This is a genomic window from Sphingomonas pokkalii (genome assembly GCF_003096275.1).
In the GTDB taxonomy this organism is placed as follows: domain Bacteria; phylum Pseudomonadota; class Alphaproteobacteria; order Sphingomonadales; family Sphingomonadaceae; genus Sphingomonas; species Sphingomonas pokkalii.
Genome location: NZ_QENQ01000001.1, coordinates 2,473,557 through 2,491,694, shown reverse-complemented (window position 1 = coordinate 2,491,694; position 18,138 = coordinate 2,473,557). Strand labels below are relative to the sequence as shown.

Genomic DNA, 18,138 nt, shown 5'->3' with positions numbered 1-18,138 from the left:
CGGCGGTGCTCCGGCCGGCAGGTTGCGTTCCCCTGTTGATACGCCCCGAATTCCGATTCGCCGGCTGGCGTAGCCCAGCTTTCGCCGCCTGTCACGAACACGAAACCAATGGGCTGCAAGCGCCATCGTACCAAAACCACGGGACGCCTGAATCATGACCCTTCGTATCGACCGTCGATCGCTGCTGCTTGCCGGAACCCTGGGGATCGGCGCGCTGGCGCTTCCGGGCGTGGCGCTGGCCCAGCTGGCCGCGCGCGGCTTCACCCATTCGGTGGCGAGCGGCGAGCCGGGGCCGGACACGATGCTGCTCTGGACGCGCTACGTTCCGGCCGATGGCGGCGCGGTGAAGCTGCGCGCCCAGATCGCCACCAGCGCCGACTTCACCCAGATCGTCGCGGAAGGCGCGCAGATCACCGGCCCGTGGCGCGACCATACCGCCAAGGTGACGGTGGCGGGCCTTTTGCCGGACACGCGCTATTTCTACCGCTTCGTAGCGCCGGACGGCAGCTTCTCGCCGGTGGGGCGCACCAAGACGCTGCCGCTGGGCGACGCCAGCCGCTTCGGCATCGCCATCTTCTCCTGCTCGAACCTGCCGTTCGGCTATTTCAACGCCTATGGCCATGCCGCGACGCGCGACGACATCGATCTGTGGATCCATCTCGGCGACTATCTCTACGAATATAAGCAGGGCGGCTATGCGCCGGCCGGCGGCGCCATCGGCGGACGACTGCCCGAGCCGGTGGGCGAGATGGTGCATCTTGCCGATTACCGGTTGCGCTATGCCAGCTACCGCGCCGACCCGGACCTGCAGGCGCTGCACGCGGCCAAGCCCATGCTGATCCAGTGGGACGACCACGAAAGCGCGAACGACAGCTGGGAAGGCGGGGCGGAGAATCACCAGCCGGACAGCGAGGGCGATTGGAGCACGCGCAAGGCCGCGGCGATGCAGGTGTTCCGCGAGTGGATGCCGGTCTCCGAAACGCCGTGGGGCAGCTATGACATCGGCACGCTGGCGACCTTCTTCCGCACCGAGAGCCGCCTGCTCGCCCGCACCCAGCAGCCGGACCTCGCGCCGCTGTTCAAGGAGGCCGATCCGGTGAAGGCGCTCACCGCTTTCCGCGACGGCGCATGGCACGACCCCGCGGCGACGATGCTCGGCAGCGAGCAGGAGGTGTGGCTGGACCATGCGATGCGCCGATCGGTGAAGGCGGGGCAGCGCTGGCAGGTGGTCGGCTTCGGCACGATCATGGGGAACACCGTGACCCCGGCCGAGGCGCTGGGCTGGCTGGCGCCCGACGCGAACCCGCGCGCCAAGGCCTATGTGCAGGCGGGCGTCACGGCGGCGAAGCTCGGCTTGCCGATGAACTTCGACAACTGGGGCGGCTATCCGGCGGCGCGGGCGCGGTTCCTGGCTTCGTCGCAGGCGATGGGCGCGAACCTGCTGGTGGTGTGCGGCGACAGCCATAACGCCTGGGCCTATGATCTGGGCCAGGACGGCAAGCCCGCCGGCGTCGAATTCGCCGGCCAGGCGGTGACCTCACCCGGCTTCGAAAGCGCGATCAAGACCGATCCGAAGATCGTCGCGGCGGCGCTGGTGAAGGCGAACCCTGAGCTGAAATGGTGCGACACCAGCCGCCGCGGCTATATGGCGCTCACCCTCACGCCCGAACAGGCGCGCAACGACTGGGTGTTCGTCGACACGGTGAAGGAGCGCAGCCTGAAGGCGAGCATCGGGCACAGCGCGACGGTGACGCGGGGAAGGAACGTGATGGCGTGAGGCAGGATCCCTCCTCCCCGGCGGGGGAGGAGGGATTGTCGGATCAGTCGAGCGACTTGGTGGCCTGCTCGAACATGTCCTTGCTCAGGCCGGGGCTGGCGACGATCCGCTCCAGCTCGCCCCGCATCAGCGCGGCGCGATCCGCATCGAAGCGCTTCCAGCGGCCTAGCGGCGGCACCAGCTTGGCGGCGGTCTGCGGATTGAGCCTGTCGAGCGCGATCAGCTGGTCCGCGACGAAGCGATAGCCGCGGCCCGAACGATCGTGGAACGCGCGCTGGTTCATGCTGAATGCGCCGATCAGCGCGCGGGCGCGGTTGGGATTGGCAAGCGTGAAGTCCGGATGCTTCGCCAGCGTCTCGACGGCGGCAAGCGTGTCGTCGCGTGAGGAGAACGCCTGGGTCTGGAACCACTTGTCCAGCACCAGCGCGTTGCCGGCATAGCGCTGGTAGAAGGCTTGAATCGCCTTTTCGCGGAGCGCGGACGTGCCGTTGACCAGCGTGGCGAGACCGCCCTGGCGATCGGTCATGTTGTCGGCCGCGTCGAACTGCGCATAGGCCAGCGCCGCCGCATCGCCCGCGCCGCTCGCCGCGATATAGCCGAGCGCCACGTTCTTCAGGCGGCGCGCGCCGTTGGCGGCCGGCGAATATTCGAAGCGATTGGCCCGTGCGCCTTCATAGGCCGCCCGCCATTCGCCCTCGAGCGCCTTGCCGAGATCAGCGCGCAGCGCTTCGCGGGCACGGTAGATCGCCTCCGGATCGACCACTGCCATCTGGTCGCCGATGAAGCTGTCCGACGGGAGCAGCACCGCCTCGGCGATGAAGGCGCGATCAAGCGACGGATCGGTCAGCGTATTGCGGACGGCATCGATCAGCGCCGCATGGTCGCCCTTGCCGCTGGTCACCGCCGCAACGAGCGTATCGAGCATCAGCTGCTGCATCGCCTCATAGCGCGCAAAGGGATCGTCATCGTGCGCCGAGAGGAAGGCGAGATCGGCGGCGCTGCGATTGGCATCGACGATCACCGGGGCGGAGAAGCCGCGGTTGATCGAGAGGACCGCGCGTTCGGGCAGGGCCTCGAAGCGCAGCTCCTGCTCGGGCTTGTCGAACAGCAGCAGCTGTTCGTCGGTCAGCGGCGTGCCGCTCTTCTCGCCGAACAGGCGGATCTTGAGCGGCAGGACCATTGGTTCCTTGACCGGCTGGCCGGGCGTGGGCGGCACGGTCTGGGCGAGCGCGAGCCGGGCGGTGGCGCCGTCCTGGACAAGGTTGGCGGAGACGCGCGGCGTGCCCGCCTGGCTGTACCAGCGGCGGAACTGGCCGAGATCGACCCCGCCGGCCTCCTCCATGCACGCCACGAAATCCTCGCAGGTGGCAGCGGTACCGTCGAACCGATCGAAATAGAGGTCGGTCGCGGCGCGGAACTTGCTCGGGCCGAGGATGGTGGCCATCATCCGGATCAGCTCGGCGCCCTTGTTGTAGATGGTCGCCGTGTAGAAGTTCGAGATCTCGATATATTCGTCCGGGCGGACCGGGTGGGCGAGCGGGCCCGCATCCTCCGGGAACTGGCTGGCGCGCAAGTTGCGCACGTCCTCGATCCGCTTGACCGCGGCGGAGCCCTGATCGGCCGAGAAGCTCTGGTCGCGGAAGACGGTGAAGCCTTCCTTCAGGCTCAGCTGGAACCAGTCGCGGCAGGTGACGCGGTTGCCCGACCAGTTGTGGAAATATTCGTGGGCGACGACGGCGGCGATCGCGTCATAGTCCCAGTCGGTGGCAGTGTCGGGATCGGCGAGGATGTAGCGGCTGTTGAAGACGTTCAGCCCCTTGTTCTCCATCGCGCCGAAGTTGAAATCGTCGACCGCGACGATGTTGAACACGTCGAGGTCGTACTCGCGGCCATAGACCTCCTCGTCCCACTTCATGCTGAGCTTCAGCGCGTGGAGGGCATGGTCGGTCTTGGGCAGATCGGGCGCGCGGACATAGATGCCCAGCTGCACCTCGCGGCCCGACATGGTCGTGAAGCTGCCGGTATTGGCGACGAGATCGCCCGCGACGAGCGCGAACAGATAGCTCGGCTTGGGGAAGGGATCGTGCCACTCCGCCCAGTGGCGGCCGCCTTCGGCATCGCCTTGCGCGATCGGATCGCCATTGGCGAGCAGCACCGGGAAGCGCGCCTTATCCGCCGTCATGCGCACCTTGTACTTCGAGAGCACGTCCGGGCGATCGGGGAAGAAGGTGATGCGGCGGAAGCCCTCGGCCTCGCACTGGGTGCAGAGCATCCCCGACGAGGCATAGAGGCCCTGGAGCTGGGTGTTGCGCTCGGGCGCGATCACCACTTCGGTTTCGATGACATGGGCATCGCCGGGGAGCGGGATCACCAGATCCTGCCCCTCGATGCGCCACCCCTGCGCATCGCCGCCGTCGGTTTTCACCGACACCGCGACCAGCCCGTCTCCGTTCAGCACCAGCGGGCGATCGTGCGTGCCGTTGCGAGTGACCTGGAGCGTGGCGCGCACCCGCGTCGCGGCAGGATCGAGATCGAAATCGAGCGCGATGTCCGGCACCAGCCAGTCGGGTTGGCGATAGTCCTCGCGGCGAATGGCCTGGGGAGCTGCGGCGGCGATACGGGCGTCACTCATACCCGCTCGATATAGGAGAAGCCGGCGCTCCCGCTACTCAAATTCTGTCGTGCTGCGCTCTCGCGCAAAAGCGGTTGCGGTGCAGCACCATGCCGCCTTCCTGCTGCTGCACCCCGCCGGGCGCGCGGGGCGATTGACGGACATCGCCGCGCTGCTAGGCTTGAAATATTGTTACGACCTTCAGGGAATTCCGATGCTTCGATCGACTGCGCCGCTTGTTCTTTTCCTGCTCGCGGCATCGCCCGCCCTCGCGCAGACCGCGGCGGAACGAAATGCGGTCATCAACGCGCCGCTGCCGCCTGAGGAAGCTGCGTTGAAGAGCCATGTGATGTTCCTTGCATCCGATGTGCTGAAGGGGCGCGATGCGGGTAGCCCGGAATTCGATATCGCCGCGCAATATGTCGCCGCCCAATTCTATGCCGCCGGGCTGAAGCCGGCGGGCGACGATGGCGGCTATCTGCAGAAGGTGCCGCTGCTCAGCTACAAGCTGGACGGCATCGGCGCGATGGCGATCCAGCGGGCCAAGGGGGCGCCGGTCGCGCTTGTCGCGGGCAAGGACTTCATCGCCTCCGCCAATCCGTCGCAGCCGGAATATAGCCTGACGGCGCCGGTGGTATTCGTCGGTTATGGCATCGTCGGGCTGGGGCGCGACGACTATAAGGGCGTCGACGTGAAGGGGAAGATCGTTGCCTATTTCGGCGGCGCCCCGTCCAACCTGCCGGGCGAGGAAGGCGCGCATTTCCAGAATCCCGCCGCCAAGGCGGAGATTGCCAGGAAGCGCGGCGCGATCGGCACGATCACGATCGAATCGCCGCTGACGGCGAAGACCCGGCCGTTTTCGACGTACGTCGCTTATTCCGGGCGCGCGCGCATCACCTGGGGCAATGCCGATGGCACCGGCCATATTCCTGCACCGGGGACGCCCAGTCTGGGGATGGTGAGCCTTGCCGGTGCGGAGAAGCTGTTCGCCGGCGCCAAGACCCCCTGGGCGACGATCGCCAAGGCCGCCGCGGTGGATGGCGCGACGTTCAAGGCGTTCCAGCTGCCGGGCACGATCACGGTTGCGGCCAAGACGGCGCTTACCAAGCTGCCGAGCTTCAACGTCGCCGGCATGATCGAGGGCAGCGATCCCAAGCTGGCCGGTGAAGTGGTGGTGCTTTCGGCGCATCTCGATCATATCGGCGTCGGATCGCCCGATGCGAAGGGCGATACCATCAACAATGGGGCACTGGACGATGCGATCGGCATCGCCTCGCTGATCGAAGAGGCCAAGCGCTTCAAGGCCGCGGCCAAGCCGCGCCGTTCGATCCTTTTCCTGGCGGTGACGGCAGAGGAGAAGGGGCTGGTCGGCTCCGACTATTTCGCCAACAATCCTACGACCAGGGGCACGATCGTTGCCGATGTGAACCTGGACATGCCGATCATCACCTATCCGTTCGAGGATATCGTGGTGTACGGTGCCAACCACTCCACGCTCGGCCCGATCGTCGAAAAGGCGGCGGCGGAGATCGGCGTGAAGATGTCTGACGATCCGCTGCCGGGCGAGAACATCTTCGTGCGCAGCGATCACTATAACTTCGTGCGCAAGGGCGTGCCTTCGGTGTTCCTGTGGCCGGGTGCCGGCGGACCGGGCCGGGCCGCGATCGATCATTTCATGAAGAACCACTATCACCAGCCTTCCGACCAGATCGACCAGCAGCCGGCGATCAACTGGCAGTCGGGCGTGCGCTTCGTCGATGTGAACTACCGCATCGCCCGGGCCATCGCCGACGGCGATCAGCGGCCGCTGTGGAACAAGGGCGACTTTTTCGGCCTTGCCTATGAGGGGCCGGGCGCGAAGTAACCGGTCGGGGAGCGACAAGGATGGGCATGTTCCGGCCGTTGGTCGCGCTGCTGCTGTTCGCTGCCGCCCCGGTGGCGACGGTGGCGCAGCCGGCGGCGCTGACGCCGGAACAGGCGGCGCTGAAGGCGCATATCCAGTTCCTCGCTGCCGATTCCCTGCGCGGGCGCGAGGCCGGCACGCGCGATTTCGACGTGGCGGCCGACTATGTCGCCGCGCGGATGCTGGCGGCGGGGCTGAAGCCCGGCGGTACCGATGGCAGCTGGTTCCAGCCGGTGACGCTTACCACCTATCGCCCGGCAGAACGCGCAACCTGGACCCTGCGCCGGCGCGGACGCGACGTGCCCTTCCTCTTCGGCAAGGATTTCGTGAACGAACCGGTGCCGTCGGCGCCCGATTTCAAGGCCGAGGGCGAGATCGTCTTCGCCGGCTATGGCATCGTCTATGCGGCCGCGGGCCGCGACGATTATGCGGGCCTGGACGTACGGGGCAAGATCGTGGCGATCCTGGCCGGCGCGCCCGCCGCCCTGCCGGCCGATGTGCGCGCGCATTTTGACGACGACGCGCAGAAGGCGCGGCTGGCCGGCGCGCGCGGCGCCAAGGCGGTGCTGGTGCTGGAGACCGCGGCGCGGCGGCGGGACTTCAGCGTCGAAAGCATCGCGCCTTATTATGCCTATCCGCGCACCGGATGGGTGGGGCCGGACGGGGCAACCGACGACCCGTCGCCCCGCGCGCCGGTGGTGGGGCAGGTGAGCCAGGCCGGCGCCGCCAAGCTGTTCGACGGCGCCGCGATGCGCTGGGCGGAGGTGCAGGCGGCCGATATGCGCGGCGACCGGATGCCGACCGGGCGGCTCGTGGGCCATCTGTCGGTTGCGAACAAGACCCGGATCGCGACGCGGGACAGCCGCAATGTGGTGGGCCTGATCGAAGGCCGCGATCCGACGCTACGCGGCCAATATGTCGCGCTGACCGCCCATCTCGACCATATCGGCATCGGCAGGGAGGTTCGGGGCGATTCGATCTACAACGGCGCGATGGACAATGCCGCGGGCGTATCGATGATCCTCGAGATCGCGCGGGCGATCCAGGAAAGCGGCAGGCGTCCCCGCCGATCGATTCTGTTCCTGGCGCTGACGGCCGAGGAAAAGGGGTTGCTCGGCTCTGCATATTTCACGCGCTATCCCACCGTGCCGAAGGGATCGATCGTCGCCGATGTGAACCTCGACATGCCGATCCTCACCTATCCGCTGGTCGACCTGGTAGTGCTCGGCGGCGAGCGTTCGAGCCTGGGCCCGGCAGTGGCGGCGGCGGCGCGTGCCGAAGGGCTGGGGGTGGTTCCCGACCCCGAGCCGGAGGAGATGTTCTTCGTGCGATCGGATCACTACAGCTTCGTCCGGGCCGGCATTCCGGCAGTTTCGATCGATACCGGGCCGGGCGGAACCGGCGCCGCCGCCGGCCGCACATTCCTCAATCGCCACTATCACCAGCCGTCCGACCAGATCGATCTGCCGTTCGACTGGAAATCGGCGGTGCGGTTCAAGCGGGTCGCGCAGGCGACGGTGCTGGCGCTGGCCGATGCGGAGGCGCGGCCGACATGGAACCGGGGCGATTTCTTCGGAACGATGTTCGGCGGGGAGGGCGGGCAATGAGCGGCGCCGTGCGCCTGCTGGTCTTCGGCCCCGGCTACAGCGCCTCGCGCCTGATGGCGGCGGTGGCCGCGCGCGGCGGCGACGTCGCGGCGGTGACGCGCGCGACCTTCGGCGATGTCGAGGGCACGCGGGCCCGGATTGCGGCGGCGACGCACATCCTGTCGAGCATCCCGCCGGGCGAGGGCGATCCGGTGCTGGCGACCTATGGCGGCGATCTGGCGAGGAGCGGGGCGTGGCTGGGCTATCTCTCCTCCACGGGCGTCTATGGCGATACCGGCGGCGGCTGGGTGGACGAAAGCGCCCCCTTGCGCGGGCGGCGGGGGCCGCGGATGGCGGCGGACCAGGACTGGGCGGCGCTGCCGCGCGCCTGTGTGATCCGGCTGCCCGGAATCTACGGGCCGGAGCGATCGGCGCTGGAGCGGATGGCGGCGGGCGCGGTGCGGGTGAAGTTTCCGGGCCAGGTGTTCAGCCGGGTGCATGTCGACGACCTGGTCGCCGGCGTGATCGCGGCGTTCGACGGCCCGACGGGCATCTACAATCTGGCCGACGATCATCCGGCGCCCCAGGCCGATGTGCTGGCCTATGCCGCCATGCTGCTGGGGACCGATCCGGGGCCGGAGCTGGCGCCCGATGCGGTGGAACTGAGTGCCGCCTCGCGCGCCTTCTATGCCGAGAACCGACGGGTGGCGAACGGCAAGGCGAAGCGGCTGCTCGGCTGGCGGCCGCAATATTCGGATTATCGGTTGGGCCTGCGTGCCCTGAGGGCCAGCACCAGCCCGGCGAGCACCAGCACGCCGCCGCCGACCGCGAGCAGCGACCAGCGATAGCCTTCGAACAGAGTCGACAGCAGCATCGCGATCACCGGGATCAGCACGCTGGTATAGGCGGCCTTGGCCGGGCCGATGGTGCGAATCAGCTGGAAATAGAGGGTGAAGGTGATCGAGGAGCCGATCACGCCCAGATAGAGGATGCCGAGCAGATAGGCGGGCCGCGCCTCGATCATCGGCGGCCCTACCGTCGCCAGCGCGAACACGGCATCGAGCCCGGCGCCGATCAGCATCGCCCAGCCGAGCGTGGTCGCCATCGGATAGGCCTTGGCGGTGCGGGTCGCCTGCATCACGTTGGCGACCGAGGCAGAGAGCACGCCTGCCAGCGCGATGCCGATGCCGAGCAGCGCCTCGTGCGGCCCGACCGGGTTGAGGCGCGCTTCATGGACGAACAGCAGCGCTACCCCGGCCATCGCCACAACCGAGCCGATCAGCAGTTGCCGGCCCATGCGCTGGCCGAGGAAGATCCGGGCGAGGAGCGCGTTCGGCACCAGCAGCAGCGCATAGACCACGGCGACGACACCCGAGGTGACGTGCGCTTCCGCGCGATAGACGAAGTTGAAGTTGAGCACGAACTGGGCGAGGCCGAGGCTTGTGGCGAAGGCGAGCCCGCGCGCATCGAGCCACAGCCGATCCTTGCGCAGGGCCGCCCAGATCAGCGTGGTCACGCCCGCCACCAGGAAGCGATAACTGACCGACCAGCTTGGCGGCACCACCGCGAGCTGATCCTTGATGACGAGCCAGGTCGAGCCCCAGATCAGCGTCACCAGCAGGAACGGGATGAGGACCGTCACCCGGGCGGAGCGGGGGGGCTGGGTGAGGCCGCTCACCACCATCCTCCCCCGCCAGGGGGAGGTGGCGCCGAAGGCGACGGAGGGGGAGGAAGCCCCACCGCCGTCGTTCTGGCATCCGCCCCCTCCGTCGCGCTGGCGCGCGACACCTGCCCCTGGCGGGGGAGGATGAAGAGGCTACCCCTCACAGCGCCGCGATCGCTTGCGCCAGCGGCCGGATCGCTTCCTCCGCCTGGTCCCAGCTGGTGACGAGGCGGATTTCGCCCTCGGCCCAGTCGTAGAAGTCGAAGCCGAGCGCGCGCAAGGCTTCGGCTTCCTGCGGGTTCGCCTTCAGGAACACTTCGTTCGCCTGCGCCGGATGTACCAACCGGTCGCCCGCCGCCTCGGCGAGCAGCCGCGCGCCGGCATTGGCGGCGCGGGCATTGGCCAGCCACACGTCGTTCTCCACCATCGCCAGCAGCTGCGCGGCGAGATAGCGCCCCTTGGAGAAGAGCAGCCCGGCGCGCTTGCGGCGGTACAGCGTCACATCGGCGAGGTCGGGCCGGAAGAAGACCAGCGCCTCGGCGCTCATGCCGCCATTCTTGACGAAGCCGAAGCTCAGCGCATCGACCCCGGCGCGCCAGGTGACGTCGCCGGGATGGCAGCCGCAATGCGCCATGGCATTGGCGAAGCGGGCGCCGTCCATGTGCAGGCCGAGCTTCCGCGCCTTTGCCAGATCGCCGATCGCCGCCACCTCGTCCGGCGTATAGGCCAGGCCATATTCGGTGGCGTTGGTGATCGAGATGGCGTGCGGCTGCACCTGATGCACATCATGGCGGATCGGATCGATCACCGCGCGGATGGCGTCGGGCGTCAGCTTGGCGCCGGGCCCGGTGGCGGCGAGCAGCTTGGCGCCATGGGTATAGAACTCCGGCGCGCCGCCTTCGTCGCAGTTGATGTGCGCGTCGCGGTGGCAGACGATGCCGCCATGCGGCGGGCAGAGCGCGGTGAGCGCGAGGCAGTTCGCGGCCGTCCCGGTGGGCACCCAGAGGGCGCGGACCTGCGTGCCGAACAGATCGGAAAAGGCGCCGTCGAGCCGCTGCGACCAGGCATCGCCGTCATAGGCGGTATCGAGCGTGTTGGCGTCGACCAGCGCCTGGAGCACGGGCGGGCAGACGGCGGCGGCATTGTCCGAAAAGAAGCGCATGGACGGGAGCCTTGCGGGTTCCTTCGGCGAGGGTCAACCGGTTGGTTCGGGGATCGTCATTTCGCGCGAAGGCGCGAAGTCGCGAAGAGAAGAAGGTTTTTTGCGCGCAGAGGCGCGGAGGACGCAGAGGGGGAATTTGTGTGGGGTGACGCCCAGCTGGCGCCAGACAATCATCCCTTGGCGCGAAGCGCCCCTCCTTTTTCTCTGCGTCCTCTGCGCCTCTGCGCGAACCAGAGCGCTTCGCGCCTTTGTGTGAAACCAGGAAACTAGGGCGCCCGGCGAAGCGGCTGGGCCTCGCAGAGGATCAGCGCGAACCAGTCCTTCTCGTCGGTCCATTGTTCGATCGGCGTCCAGCCGCCGGCGCGGAGCAGCTGGCGCGCGCCGTTGGGGCCGTATTTGTGGCTGTTCTCGGTGTGGATCGTCTCGCCCGCCCGCAGATGGAAGGGGCGGCCGGCCACGGAGAAGTCGACGTCGCGCTGGGCTTCGAGATGCATCTCGATCCGGGCATAGTCGGCGTTCCAGATCGCGCGGTGACGGAAGGCGTCCATGGGAATCGTGCCATCCAGCTCGCGGTTGATCCGTTCCAGCAGGTTGAGGTTGAACGCCGCCGTCACGCCCGACGCATCGTCATAGGCGGGGACCAGGATCTCGGGCGACTTGACCCGGTCCATCCCGATCAGCAGCCGGGCGCCTTCGCCGAGCCATTCGCGCATCGCCCGCAACAGGTCTATCGCGTGCCAGGCGTTCATGTTGCCGATCGTCGAGCCGGGAAAGAAGCCGAGCTTGGGCATCTTCGCCACCTGCTCCGGCAGCGGCACCGGGCGGAGGAAATCGGCTTCCACCGGATAGACCGGCAGGCCGGGAAAGGCCTGGGAAAGTTGGGCGGCGGAGTGGCGCAGGAATTCGCCCGAAATGTCGATCGGCACATAGGCGGCCGGCTCGATCGCGCGGAGCAGCCGCGGCGTCTTCACCGACGAGCCCGAGCCGAATTCGACGACCGCCGCATCGGGCGCGGCCAGCGCGGCGAGATCGCCGGCGATCGATTCGAGCAGCGCCGTTTCGGTGCGCGTCGGATAATATTCGGGGAGCTCGGTGATCGCCTCGAACAGTTCCGAGCCGCGGCGGTCGTAGAACCAGCGCGCGGGGATCGCGCGCGGGCTGGCGGCGAGGCCGGCCAGCACGTCGGCGCGGAAATGGGGATCGGCAAGGCTTGCCCTGTGGAAGGAGAATGGGCCGTCTTCGAGTTCCTGCTTGAGCATCAGAGGTCCTTCGCCAGACGTACGCCGGTGAACTGCCAGCGCTGGTGGGGATAGAAGAAATTGCGGTAGCTCGCCCGGACATGGCCGCGCGGGGTGGCGCAGCTGCCGCCGCGCAGCACGCACTGCCCGCTCATGAACTTGCCGTTATATTCGCCGACCGCACCCTCGACGGCACGGAAGCCGGGATAGGGGCGATAGGCGCTGCCGGTCCATTCCCAGACATCGCCGAACCAGGCCGGGCCACTTGTCGACGGGCGCGGCTCGACCGGGCCTGCGGCGTCGAGCTGGTTGCCGGAGCGTGGATCGGCGCCCGCGGCGGCGGCTTCCCATTCGAACTCGGTCGGCAATCGCGCCCCGGCCCAGCCGGCATAGGCATCGGCCTCGAAGAAGCTGACATGCGTCACCGGCGCGGCCGGATCGATCGGGCGGCGGCCGTCGAGGCCGAAGCGTGTCCAGACGCCGTCGATCTGCTGCCAGTAGAGCGGGGCGCCGATGCGGTTCGCCTGCACCCAGGCCCAGCCGTCCGATAGCCAGTGGCGCGGATCGGCATAGCCGCCATCGGCGATGAACGCCGCCCATTCGCCGTTGGTAACGGTGCGATCGGCCAGCGCGTGGGGCGTGAGCAGCGCCTGGTGGCGCGGGCCTTCGCAATCGAAGGCGAAATCCGCCGGATGTGGCGAAGGTTGCCCGGCGCTGCCGATCGTCACCATGCCGTCCGCACCCTGTATCCAGCCGATCGGGCCGGGCACCGCCACCGGCACCTTGGCAGCGGCCGGCCAGACGGCCGGCGCCAGCGGATTGACCGAGAAATGGTGGAGCATGTCGGTGAGCAGCAATTCCTGGTGCTGCTGCTCATGCTGGCAGCCGAGCGCGATCAGTGCCTGAGCTTCGGGGGAAAGGATTGGAATCGCTTCAAAAATGGCGTGGTCCACCGCCGCGCGATAGGCGTGCACCTCGTCCAGCGTCGGGCGGGAGAGCATCCCGCGGCGCGGACGGGCATGGCGCTGCCCTTCCGCTTCGTAATAGCTGTTGAACAGGAACGGCCAGCGTTCGTCGAACAGGCGATACCCGGCCACATGATCGCGCAGCACGAAGGTTTCGAAGAACCAGGTCGTATGCGCGAGATGCCATTTGGCCGGCGAGGCATCGTCCATCGACTGGATCGTCGCATCGGCATCCGAAAGCGGCGCGACCAGCGCGCTGCTGAGCGCCCGCACTGCCGCATAGCGATCGGCAAGCGCCGCGGGAGCAGCGGAGATGGCAGATTCCGTTCTCACTCTGTTCTCCTACCGCAAGCCTGCCCGCGAGGCAACCCATACGGAGGGATGAGCGTGCCCGGACGGCTATTGGTCGCGTGGCCCCCCAGGCACCCAGAGAACGTCGTCACGTCCGTTTTGGTTCATCACGCGGGCTGCGACGAACAAAAAATCCGAAAGTCTATTGAGATAGATAAGCGCGTTGGCGCTGAGCGTGCCCTGATCGTTGGCGGCGACGGCGGCGCGTTCGGCGCGGCGGGTGATCGCGCGGGCGAGGTGGATCGCGGCGGCGGCGGGGCTGCCGCCCGGCAGGACGAAGCTGTTGAGCGGCGCCAGCGATTCGTTGGCGCTATCGATCGCCGATTCGAGCCATTCGACCTGATCGGGCGTGATCCGCAGCGCGCCTTCACGGTCGCCCGGCGTGGCGAGATCGGCGCCGAGATCGAACAGATCGTTCTGGATGCGCGCCAGCACGGCATCGAGCGGATCGCCGGCGAGGTGGGTGCGCGCCACGCCGATCGCGCTGTTCGCTTCGTCGACGTCGCCGATCGCCTCCAGCCGAGCCGATGCCTTGGAGACGCGCGAGCCGTCCGCCAGGCCGGTGGTGCCGGCATCGCCGGTGCGGGTATAGATCTTGTTGAGCTTGACCATGGCCGTGTCGTTAGCCCGCGAGCGCCGGTTGTGGCCAATGGATTTTGGGGAAGGTCCATCGCCCGTCTTCCGGATCGGGCGCCCGCGGACGGGCGGGGCGGCGCATCCGGCGGGCGCGGGGGCGCGGCATCCGGGCGGCGACCCACTGGCGGAACCCGCGCAGCCGCATTGCCGATGCCAGCGTGACGGTGGCGAGTGCGGCATCGACCAGCACGCCGATGTCGAACATCGTCACCCAGCCGATCAGTTCCGGCGCCATCATCCCGACGAGAATGCCGCCTTCCTCTTCCATCAGCCAGAGGACGAAGGTTGCGAACAGCAGGAAGGAGACGATCAGAATCACATTGCCGCGCGACCAGCGCAGCCCCCAACGCGCCGGTGCCACGACCAGCACGCGGTGGAGCAGACGGCCGGTCGGCGTGTCGCCCGCGGCCAGCAGCGCGAGCCAGAGCAGCAACAACGTCGTAGCGATCATCGGGTGCCCCCTTTGTTTCGCGGCCGAATTGGGGAGCATTGCGGCGAATTGCCAGAGGGCGCGGCGATTCCCACTTTTCCGGCGGGCGTCGTTCTGCTTATGTACCGACGTGACCCAGCAGACCTCGCTTCCGATCGCCACGCCGAGGCCCCTCCGATGATCGCCCATCTGCGCGGTGCGCTGGCGGCGAGCGGCGCCGATCATGCGGTGATCGACGTGAACGGCGTCGGCTATCTGGTCGGCGCCTCGGCCAAGACGCTCGACAAACTGGGCGCGGTGGGCGAGCAGGTGACCATCCATACCGAGATGCTGGTCAGCGAGGATTCGATCCGGCTGATGGGCTTCGCCACCGCGGACGAGCGCGACTGGTTCAAGCTGCTGACCAGCGTGCAGGGCGTGGGGGCGAAGGTGGCGCTGGCGATCCTTTCGATCCTTGCCCCCGAGGAACTGCGCACCGCCGTGGCGCGCGCCGATGCGGCGACGATCGCGCGGGCGAACGGGGTGGGCCCGAAGCTCGCCCAGCGCATCGTCAACGAATTGAAGGACAAGGCCGGCGGGCTGGCGCTCGGCGGCACCGGCGCGACCGCGGCGCCCGGCGGCGGGGCCGCCGCAGATGCGGTGTCGGCGATGCTGAACCTTGGCTTCAAGCCCGCGGAAGCCAGCGCAGCGGTGCGCGTCGCGCAGGACGAGCTGGGGCCGGCGGCGACGCTGGACGCGCTGGTCCGGCTCGCGCTGCGCAAGGCCGCCAAGTGACCGGCGCGGCACGATCCTTCGCCTGGCGGGCAGCAGCCCGTCGTCAGAGCAGGGGCGTCGGCAGGGGCGCGCCGGCGAAATGGGCGTCGAGATTGGCCAGCACCAGCGCGGCCATCGCGGCGCGGGCTTCCTGGGTGGCGCTGCCCTGATGCGGGGCGAGCACCACCTGCTCCATCGCGCGCAGGGCCTGCGGCACATGGGGTTCGTCCGCGAACACATCGAGCCCGGCGCCGGCGATCGTTCCGCCGTGCAGCGCCGCGATCAGTGCCGGCTCGTCGACCAGGCTGCCCCGCGCGACATTGACCAGCACGCCTTGCGTACCCAGGCTTGCGAGCACCCGCGCATCGACGATCCCGTCGGTCGCGGCGCCGCCGGGAGCGGCGAGGATCAACACATCGCTTTCCGCAGCGAGCGCGGCGATGCCGGGCAGGTACCGCCACGGCACCGGCTTCGCGCTGCGGGCGGTGTAGAGCACTTCCCCGGCGAAGGGCGCGGCGCGCGCGGCGATGGCAGTGCCGATCCGGCCCAGCCCGAAAATGCCGATGCGACGCCCGCTGGCGCGCCGGCCGAGCGGCGCTTTCCAGCCGCCGTTGCGGGCGAGCGCATCGTTGGCGGCGATGCGGCGCTGCACCGCGAGCATCAGGCCGATGGCGAGATCTGCGACATCCTCAGTCAGCACGTCGGGCGTGGTGGTGACGCGAACGCCCCGCGCCCGCAGCGCATCGAGGTCCAGCCCGTCATAGCCAACGCCGTGGATCGCGACGATTTCCAGCGCCGGCAGCCGTTCGAGCATCGCGGCATCCAGCCGCATCTGGCCGCCGCCGACGATCGCGCGGGTGGTGGGCGGGGGATTGCCGTCATGCACGGCGAAGCGTTCGGCGAGCGCGGCGTGCAGCGTGGGCGAGACGGTGGTGGCAAGGTACAGGTCGGCCATGGCGCGATGATGCGCCGCTTGCCGCTGCTTGGCCAGTCCGCCGCGGTCAGGCGCAACCGACGAAAGGCAATGCGATGACCGCAGGCACGATCGAATTCGTTCGCCGGATGATCGAATCGATGCCGCCGGGCATGGCGGTGCCGGACCCGTTGCTTCGCTTCTTCGCCTGGCAGGAGGCGCAGGGGCTGGTGCGCGCCTTTCGATCGGGAGGCTGCTATGCCCAGATCGATACCGCCAGCGAGGCGGGGTGCATGTATGCCGCCCCGGTCGAGCCCGATTATGCGGAGGGCTGGCTGCCGACGGCGCCGCAGGCCGAGCGCGACCGGCTGGCCGCATTCTTCCGGACCGGCGGCGACGGATCCTATGCGGCATTGTGGCGCGACGATGCGGGCGCGGTGCGGATCGTGCATCTCGGTTCGGGTTCGGGATCGACGATGCTGGGCGTGCTGGTTTCCGATCCGGTCGATTTCCTGCGCCTGCTCGCGATCGGCTATGAGGAACTGTGCTGGCCGGACCAGTTCGACCGGACACCGGCGGAGATCGACGAAGAGAACGAGTATCTGGAGCGCGATCCCTGGGACCGCGCCGCCGCGATGCGCGCCTGGGTGGAGGCCGAGTTCGGCGTCGCCGTGCCGGCGCGTGCCGCCGACATGCTGGGCCGCATCGCCGATATGGGCGACCGGGACAGCGCCGATCCGTTCCTGCGCTGGGTGCGGAGCTGGGACGCGTGACGACGCCCGCGATCACCCATTTGCGCGACCTCGTCATCGACGATGCGGGGCAGGTGGAACAGGAGTACAACTATCTCGTCTATGATTTTGGCGGCGACATGATCGCCCGCGCCTATCTCGATACCTCCCACCGCGTCGCCGTGATGCGGGCCGGGCCGGTGCCGGAGGCGGTGCTTGCCTATCTCCGCGCGCGGTTCGACGTGATCGACCAACTCGGCCCCACGGGCTATCAGAGCATCTGGACCGCATGACCGAACCCGATCGCCTCCTCACCGCCGGCCGACGCACCGAAGACGTCGACGCCGCGCTGCGCCCGAAATCACTCGACGAGTTCGTCGGGCAGAAGGCGGCGCGCGAGAATCTGCGCGTGTTCATCGATGCCGCCAGGGCGCGCGGCGATGCGCTGGACCATGTGCTGTTCTTCGGGCCGCCGGGGCTTGGCAAGACCACGCTCGCCCAGATCATCGCGCGCGAGATGGGGGTGGGGTTCCGCTCCACCTCGGGCCCGGTGATCGTTAAGTCGGGCGATCTCGCTGCGTTGCTCACCAATCTCGAGGATGGCGACGTGCTGTTCATCGACGAGATCCACCGCCTCAATCCGGCGGTGGAAGAGGTGCTGTACCCGGCGATGGAAGACCGCGCGCTGGACCTGATGATCGGCGAGGGGCCGTCGGCGCGCAGCGTGCGGATCGAGCTGCCGCGCTTCACGCTGGTCGGGGCGACGACGCGGCAGGGGCTGCTGACCACGCCGCTGCGCGATCGGTTCGGCATTCCGGTGCGGCTGCAATTCTACACGGTGGACGAGCTGGAGCGGGTGGTGACCCGCGCCGCCGGGCTGCTCGGCCTCGCCATTTCCGCCGACGGTGCGCGCGAAGTGGCGCGCCGCTCGCGCGGCACCCCGCGCATTGCCGGGCGGCTGCTGCGCCGGGTGCGCGACTTCGCCAATGTGTTCGGCGAGGCGGTGGTGCACGCCAAGGTCGCCGATGCCGCGCTCAACCGGCTGGAGGTCGACGGGCTCGGGCTCGATGCGATGGACCGGCGCTATCTGATGATGATCGCCGACGTCTATCGCGGCGGTCCGGTGGGGGTGGAGACGCTCGCCGCCGGCCTCAGCGAGCCGCGCGACACGGTGGAAGAAGTGATCGAGCCCTATCTGATCCAGCTCGGCCTGATCGCGCGGACGGCGCGCGGGCGCTGTCTCAACGGGCCGGGCTGGAAGCATCTCGGCCTCAACCCGCCGGCGGGATCGCAGGAGGGGCTGTTCGATTGAGGGCGTAGCCTATCCTCCCCCGCCAGGGGGAGGTGGGCCGCGCAGCGGCTCGGAGGGGGAGGAAGCACGACGGTTCGGGAGGTTCTGGAATCCTCCCCCTCCGTCGC

Annotated in this window: 16 protein-coding genes; 8 read left to right on the top strand and 8 right to left on the bottom strand. The window is 68.5% G+C overall.

All coding sequences use genetic code 11. From position 1 onward, the window contains the following. Positions 1-154: 154 nt before the first annotated feature. A complete protein-coding gene (locus DD559_RS11420) occupies positions 155-1,777 on the top strand; it encodes an alkaline phosphatase D family protein (protein ID WP_116469283.1) in 1,623 nt (540 codons plus the stop codon). A 43-nt stretch (positions 1,778-1,820) separates the two neighbouring features. Here DD559_RS11420 and pepN read toward each other — a convergent pair whose 3' ends face one another. Further along, a complete protein-coding gene (gene pepN, locus DD559_RS11415; protein ID WP_116469282.1) occupies positions 1,821-4,409 on the bottom strand; it encodes an aminopeptidase N in 2,589 nt (862 codons plus the stop codon). Positions 4,410-4,602: 193 nt separating this feature from the next. Here pepN and DD559_RS11410 point away from each other — a divergent pair, with 193 nt between their 5' ends. Genes DD559_RS11410 through DD559_RS11400 form a run of 3 tightly spaced genes read left to right on the top strand, consistent with a single transcriptional unit; the run spans position 4,603 to position 8,725 of the window. Next, positions 4,603-6,252 carry a M28 family metallopeptidase gene (locus DD559_RS11410; RefSeq protein WP_116470866.1) on the top strand — a complete coding sequence of 550 codons (1,650 nt, stop codon included), beginning with the start codon at positions 4,603-4,605 and terminating at the stop codon, positions 6,250-6,252. Positions 6,253-6,278: 26 nt separating this feature from the next. Continuing rightward, positions 6,279-7,898 carry a M28 family peptidase gene (locus DD559_RS11405; RefSeq protein ID WP_116469281.1) on the top strand — a complete coding sequence of 540 codons (1,620 nt, stop codon included), beginning with the start codon at positions 6,279-6,281 and terminating at the stop codon, positions 7,896-7,898. Continuing rightward, a complete protein-coding gene (locus tag DD559_RS11400) occupies positions 7,895-8,725 on the top strand; it encodes a Rossmann-fold NAD(P)-binding domain-containing protein (protein WP_116469280.1) in 831 nt (276 codons plus the stop codon). The genes DD559_RS11405 and DD559_RS11400 overlap by 4 nt, the downstream gene beginning before the upstream one ends. Here the strand turns inward: DD559_RS11400 and DD559_RS11395 are convergent. From DD559_RS11395 to DD559_RS11370, 6 genes are all read right to left on the bottom strand, one after another. Further along, the gene (locus DD559_RS11395) at positions 8,635-9,561 is read right to left on the bottom strand and encodes a DMT family transporter (RefSeq protein ID WP_116469279.1); all 927 of its coding nucleotides are present in this window, start codon (positions 9,559-9,561) and stop codon (positions 8,635-8,637) included. The genes DD559_RS11400 and DD559_RS11395 overlap by 91 nt on opposite strands. A gap of 139 nt (positions 9,562-9,700) precedes the next feature. Continuing rightward, positions 9,701-10,702 carry a threonine aldolase family protein gene (locus DD559_RS11390; protein WP_116469278.1) on the bottom strand — a complete coding sequence of 334 codons (1,002 nt, stop codon included), beginning with the start codon at positions 10,700-10,702 and terminating at the stop codon, positions 9,701-9,703. A gap of 266 nt (positions 10,703-10,968) precedes the next feature. Further along, on the bottom strand, positions 10,969-11,961 hold the full coding sequence (gene egtD / locus DD559_RS11385; protein ID WP_116469277.1) for an L-histidine N(alpha)-methyltransferase: 993 nt from the start codon (positions 11,959-11,961) through the stop codon (positions 10,969-10,971). Next, positions 11,961-13,238 carry an ergothioneine biosynthesis protein EgtB gene (gene egtB / locus DD559_RS11380; protein ID WP_276308182.1) on the bottom strand — a complete coding sequence of 426 codons (1,278 nt, stop codon included), beginning with the start codon at positions 13,236-13,238 and terminating at the stop codon, positions 11,961-11,963. Before egtB ends, egtD begins: the two co-directional genes overlap by 1 nt. A gap of 66 nt (positions 13,239-13,304) precedes the next feature. Next, a complete protein-coding gene (locus DD559_RS11375; RefSeq protein ID WP_116469276.1) occupies positions 13,305-13,868 on the bottom strand; it encodes a cob(I)yrinic acid a,c-diamide adenosyltransferase in 564 nt (187 codons plus the stop codon). Positions 13,869-13,878: 10 nt separating this feature from the next. Then, entirely contained in the window at positions 13,879-14,343 is a 465-nt protein-coding gene (locus tag DD559_RS11370; protein WP_133243816.1) for a hypothetical protein, read from the bottom strand. A gap of 156 nt (positions 14,344-14,499) precedes the next feature. On the opposite strand from DD559_RS11370, the gene ruvA reads away from it, so the two are divergent. Continuing rightward, positions 14,500-15,096, top strand: a complete 597-nt coding sequence (gene ruvA, locus DD559_RS11365; protein WP_116469274.1) for a Holliday junction branch migration protein RuvA — start codon at positions 14,500-14,502, stop codon at positions 15,094-15,096. Positions 15,097-15,139: 43 nt separating this feature from the next. Here the strand turns inward: ruvA and DD559_RS11360 are convergent, their stop codons facing one another. After that, a complete protein-coding gene (locus tag DD559_RS11360; protein WP_116469273.1) occupies positions 15,140-16,030 on the bottom strand; it encodes a 2-hydroxyacid dehydrogenase in 891 nt (296 codons plus the stop codon). Between the two features lie 74 nt (positions 16,031-16,104). Here DD559_RS11360 and DD559_RS11355 point away from each other — a divergent pair, with 74 nt between their 5' ends. The 3 genes from DD559_RS11355 to ruvB are packed head-to-tail and all read left to right on the top strand — an operon-like array spanning position 16,105 to position 18,031. Then, entirely contained in the window at positions 16,105-16,761 is a 657-nt protein-coding gene (locus DD559_RS11355) for a hypothetical protein (protein WP_116469272.1), read from the top strand. Beyond that, positions 16,758-17,012, top strand: a complete 255-nt coding sequence (locus tag DD559_RS11350) for a hypothetical protein (RefSeq protein WP_116469271.1) — start codon at positions 16,758-16,760, stop codon at positions 17,010-17,012. The genes DD559_RS11355 and DD559_RS11350 overlap by 4 nt, the downstream gene beginning before the upstream one ends. Then, complete coding sequence (gene ruvB / locus DD559_RS11345; protein WP_116469270.1) at positions 17,009-18,031, top strand: Holliday junction branch migration DNA helicase RuvB; 1,023 nt, start codon at positions 17,009-17,011, stop codon at positions 18,029-18,031. The genes DD559_RS11350 and ruvB overlap by 4 nt, the downstream gene beginning before the upstream one ends. Positions 18,032-18,138 lie beyond the last annotated feature (107 nt).